At 41.7% G+C, this 4,341-nt stretch carries 5 protein-coding genes; 2 read left to right on the forward strand and 3 right to left on the reverse strand.

Annotated features, from left to right (window positions below; translation table 11 throughout):
• Positions 1-111: 111 nt before the first annotated feature.
• The 3 genes from KTHG_RS03695 to KTHG_RS03705 all read right to left on the reverse strand — a co-directional run bounded on the left by KTHG_RS03695 (position 112) and on the right by KTHG_RS03705 (position 2,315).
• On the reverse strand, positions 112-666 hold the full coding sequence (locus tag KTHG_RS03695) for a biotin transporter BioY (protein WP_020189578.1): 555 nt from the start codon (positions 664-666) through the stop codon (positions 112-114).
• A 119-nt stretch (positions 667-785) separates the two neighbouring features.
• Complete coding sequence (locus KTHG_RS03700) at positions 786-1,676, reverse strand: LysR family transcriptional regulator (protein ID WP_020189579.1); 891 nt, start codon at positions 1,674-1,676, stop codon at positions 786-788.
• 60 nt (positions 1,677-1,736) lie between these two features.
• Positions 1,737-2,315, reverse strand: coding sequence for a metallophosphoesterase family protein (locus KTHG_RS03705; RefSeq protein ID WP_020189580.1), 579 nt, complete (start codon positions 2,313-2,315; stop codon positions 1,737-1,739).
• A 114-nt stretch (positions 2,316-2,429) separates the two neighbouring features.
• On the opposite strand from KTHG_RS03705, the gene KTHG_RS03710 reads away from it, so the two are divergent.
• Both KTHG_RS03710 and KTHG_RS03715 read left to right on the forward strand, forming a co-directional pair.
• Entirely contained in the window at positions 2,430-3,749 is a 1,320-nt protein-coding gene (locus tag KTHG_RS03710; protein ID WP_255512362.1) for a C40 family peptidase, read from the forward strand.
• Positions 3,750-3,861: 112 nt separating this feature from the next.
• Positions 3,862-4,341, forward strand: a 480-nt coding sequence (locus tag KTHG_RS03715) for an MFS transporter (RefSeq protein ID WP_020189582.1), incomplete at its 3' end; no start/stop codon positions are given.

Consider the following 4,341-nt stretch of genomic DNA (forward strand, 5'->3'; position numbering starts at 1 on the left):
CTTTTTTAGCGTTCGCAACGGAAAACCGGAACCGCGCTCTAGCGCGATTCCGGTTTTTTTTATGCTCATATGAACGGTCGTTTGTATACGTATGTATCAGCCTCTTTTGTATTAAACCGTTTTCGTTTCAAGCAAACGGATTTTTACTAAGCGTTCACGTACAATCGCGCCAACCCAGCCGGCAATAACGGCTTTTAGTAAGCCTACAATGATAAATGGTACCGTGCCTGACAGTACGGCTTTCATCCATGTTAAATCTGCCAGTACTTTTAGCCACGCTGTCCCAAAGGCAAGTGTAATAACCATGCCTAAAATATTAGCGATAATGGCCTGTGCTTTTGAATAGCCAAACTTTTTAAAGTAAAGTCCCATCGCCAGTGCTTGCACGATAAAGCCAGCAATATAGCCACCTGTTGGCCCTAAAATAATGCCAATGCCTCCAGTCATACCGCTAAAGACCGGCAAGCCGATAGCGCCAAGTAATATGTATAACACAACAGATAATGTGCCATAGCGTAGGCCTAGAATCGTGACCGCTAATCCAACGGCTAATGTTTGGCCGGTAATCGGAATTAGTGGTAACGGAATCGTTAGCTGGGCGAAAATCGCAATAATGGCGGCAAATAGTGCGGAAACAATCCACATTTTTAATTTATAATGTTGCATAAACGACACCCCTTCGTTTGGAATGACTTTATCATAGCGAAAGAGAACATTTTAGTCAACCTATTTTTATTATAGGTTTACTAAAAAGAGTTCAACTACATCGTAGTTGAACTCTTTTTTTAAGATGGCTGCTGTTTATCGAAATAATCAAAAATAAATTGTTGGAACGCTTTTGCCGCAGGGGACAAATAACGCCCCTCAGACCAAGCCATACCGATAATTCGCTCAGCATTCATGCCTGTAATATGAAGCTTTGAAATGCCTTTTTGGTTAATTTCAAGGCCATCCGGTAAAATCGAAACACCAAGACCTGCAATAACAAAGCCAGCCACCGTCGACACTTCATCGCCTTCAAATGTAATACGCGGCTGAAACTTTGCTTGCTCGAATAAATGATCTGCTTGTAGGCGTAAGGCATAGCCAGGTTTCATTAAAATAAAGGATTCATTCGCAAGCTCGTGAATTGTAATGCTTGAACGCTTGGATAATGGATGGTCGCTTGGGACGATGGCAAATAATTCATCGCGCCATAATTCGGTCCAGTGAATCGGTTTTGGCACGTCCATTTTCGCCATTAAGCATAAATCTAAATCGCCTGATAATAAATGCTTCAATTGTAAATGTGTATAGTTTTGCTTCAATGAAAAATGAATATCTGGATGCTTCGTTCTGAAAAGACGAATTAAATCCGGCACAATATTTGTCCCGAGTGTGTGTAAGAAGCCAAGAGAAATTTCGCCATGATTTGGATCGACTAATTGTTGTAGTTCCTTTAAGCCTAATTGATATTCATTTAAAATACGTTCTACACGATGCTCAAATAGCTCCCCGTAGCGATTTAAATGAATCGAGCGTCCTTGTCGTTCAAATAGTGGGACGCCAAGCTCATCCTCTAATCTCGCAATCGAGCGACTAAGCGCAGGTTGTGAGATTGATAACTTCTCAGCCGCTTTTGTCATATGCTGAATTTTTGCGAGCATTTGAAAATACTCAAGTTGTTGCCATTCCACCAAATTACCCCCATGTGAAGCATGTCATTACCTTCATAATATGGAAACTGTGCAGATAAATCAAGCTTTCATAAATGTAATAGTACGTGCGCTCGAATCATAAAGCACCCATTCGCGGTTATCGACAACAGAACCAACATTAATACCGTATTTCTTTTTTTCTAGTAGAATCGGCTCGCCAAATGTAAAAGATTGTGGCTTCTTTTTACGATATAGTACAGAGTCGTGACTATGGCCAAAAAAGACGAGCGTATCGTCTGGTAAATGCGTTGTGAGCGGCTGCCAATCTACTGACCATTCGAATTGATGCCCATGAATGAGACGAGCGCCATCGATAGGCATGACAAGCGGTAAATGATTATATAAAGAAAGTCCGGTCGCGCGCATAATACGTTCTTCTTGATTGCCACGAATTGACGGAAATGTCAGCATTGATTCAAACTGTGTCGAATTCTCCTGTGCGTCAGTCAGTGGCAGTGGTGCTGTTAATGTCGCTACTTTTTTCTTGCCGATTTTGCATTCGTATAAATCGCCCATACCAATAATGGTCGGTGTATCAGGAATCGTTTGAATTTGGTGGAAAACAGCTTGTAAATCGTCGATACTCGAATGAATATCACCAATTAGGGCATATTTCATGTAAAAAGACCTCGTTTCGAAAAAATAGTAATTAAATTGTATCATAACGGCTACTTTAAAGAGCTAGTTTTGTATGTCATTTATGCTATGATAAACGATAGATAGGGGTTGTGAATGATGAAAAAGACACGAACAATGGCCGTCGTATTGACAGCGGTTTTAGCGACAACCTCGCTCTATCCAGTAGCGAGTGACGCCAAAACGTCGACACAATTAACAGCCGATAAAAAAGAAATTGATGTACAAATTAAAGCGTTAGAAAAAGAAATGACGACGATGACACAACAATTCGATACATATGTCGCGCAGTATGACGCATTGCAAGAAGAATTACTTGATTCAGAGGCGGATATTGCGGTGACGAAAGAAGAGTTAAGTGACCGCCAACAAATTATTGCCAAGCGTATGAAAGCGTATCAGGCACAGGATTCGACCTTTAGTCCATACGTAGAAGCCTTTCTTGGCGCCGATAGCTTTACAGACCTTGTGACACGTACATTGTCCGTAAAAAAAATTATTGATGCCGATGAATCGATGCGTATAGAACAGCATGCACAATCATCAACCTTTAAAAAACAGCATACCGCATTAGTAAAAAAAGAGAAAGAACTTGAGCAGCAATTTCAAATGATGCAACAGCAATACGAGGAAATGACGGTGAAGCGTGCGGAAAATAAGGCAGCTTCACTGGCATTAAAAGAAAAAATTGCGACAAAAAAAGAAAAAGAAAAACTTGTGAGAAAGCAAAAAAAAGCCGCAAAACAAGCGGCGAAATTAAAGAAAATGCAAGAGCAACAACAGGCTGCGATTGAAAAAGCGCAAGCGGAGGCAGCCGCAGCGGCACAGCAACAAGCGCGTACAGTAACAACTGACAATACGGACGTAGCGACTGCGACGGACACAACGGAAACTGCAGATGCGACAAAGACAACAGATACAAAAGCGGCTGCAGACACAACAATCAATACAGCAACAGTTTCCACTGAAGGCGGCAATGCTGGTAATACGAATTTTGGCGCCAAAACAACCGATGCCGATCAGCAAACGCCAACAGTTGAAGGCAGTGCAACGGCAAAGGGGATTATTGCAGAGGCGAGTAAATATATGGGTACAGCGTATGTTTGGGGCGGAAATAAGCCATCCACAGGCTTTGACTGCTCGGGCTTAACGAGCTGGTCCTTTAAAGAAAACGGCGTTACGATTCCACGTACAGCTGCACAACAATATGCTGCTTCGACAAAAATTAGCGCATCTGAAGCGAAAGCTGGTGATTTAGTATTCTTTAGCTATGGTAAAGGTGTCGCCCATGTCGGGATTTATTTAGGCGATGGGCGGATGCTAAACTCGCAAAATCGGGGTGTTACAATTGATAAATTGGCTGGGCACTGGAGTCAATATATTGTTGGCTATGGTCGATTTGCTGGTGTGAATTAACATGAAAAAAGATGGAATGTATGCAAACGTGTACGTTTCATCTTTTTTTTGATTGAAAGTCAGTTATTACTAGCGTACGATGAAGAAAGGATTTTTACTAAGGAGGGATACTGTGAGAGGATTTAATCCACTAATTTGGCTTGTGTTATCGAATTTATTAATCGTTTTTTTAGGTATTGGCTTAATTGTACCGGTTATGCCGACGTTAATGAATGAAATGGGCTTGAGCGGCGCTACAATGGGCTATTTAATGTCCGCATTTTCGATCACACAATTAATCTTTTCACCACTTGCGGGACGCTGGATTGATCGCTATGGACGTAAGAAATTAATCGTTATCGGCATGATTATTTTTGGCTTCTCAGAATTGCTGTTTGCCGTCGGAACACATGTTGGTGTGTTATATGCGGCACGATTTATTGGCGGAATCAGTGCAGCTTTTATTATGCCTGCAGTTACCGCCTATGTTGCGGACATTACGACGATTGAACAGCGCTCAAAAGCAATGGGACTCGTTTCAGCTGTCATTAATACCGGTTTTATTTTAGGACCAGGAATTGGCGGCTTCCTAGCACAAATTGATACACGCATG

Origin of the sequence: Kurthia sp. Dielmo, from assembly GCF_000307285.2 — a bacterium.
Lineage (GTDB): Bacteria > Bacillota > Bacilli > Bacillales_A > Planococcaceae > Kurthia > Kurthia populi.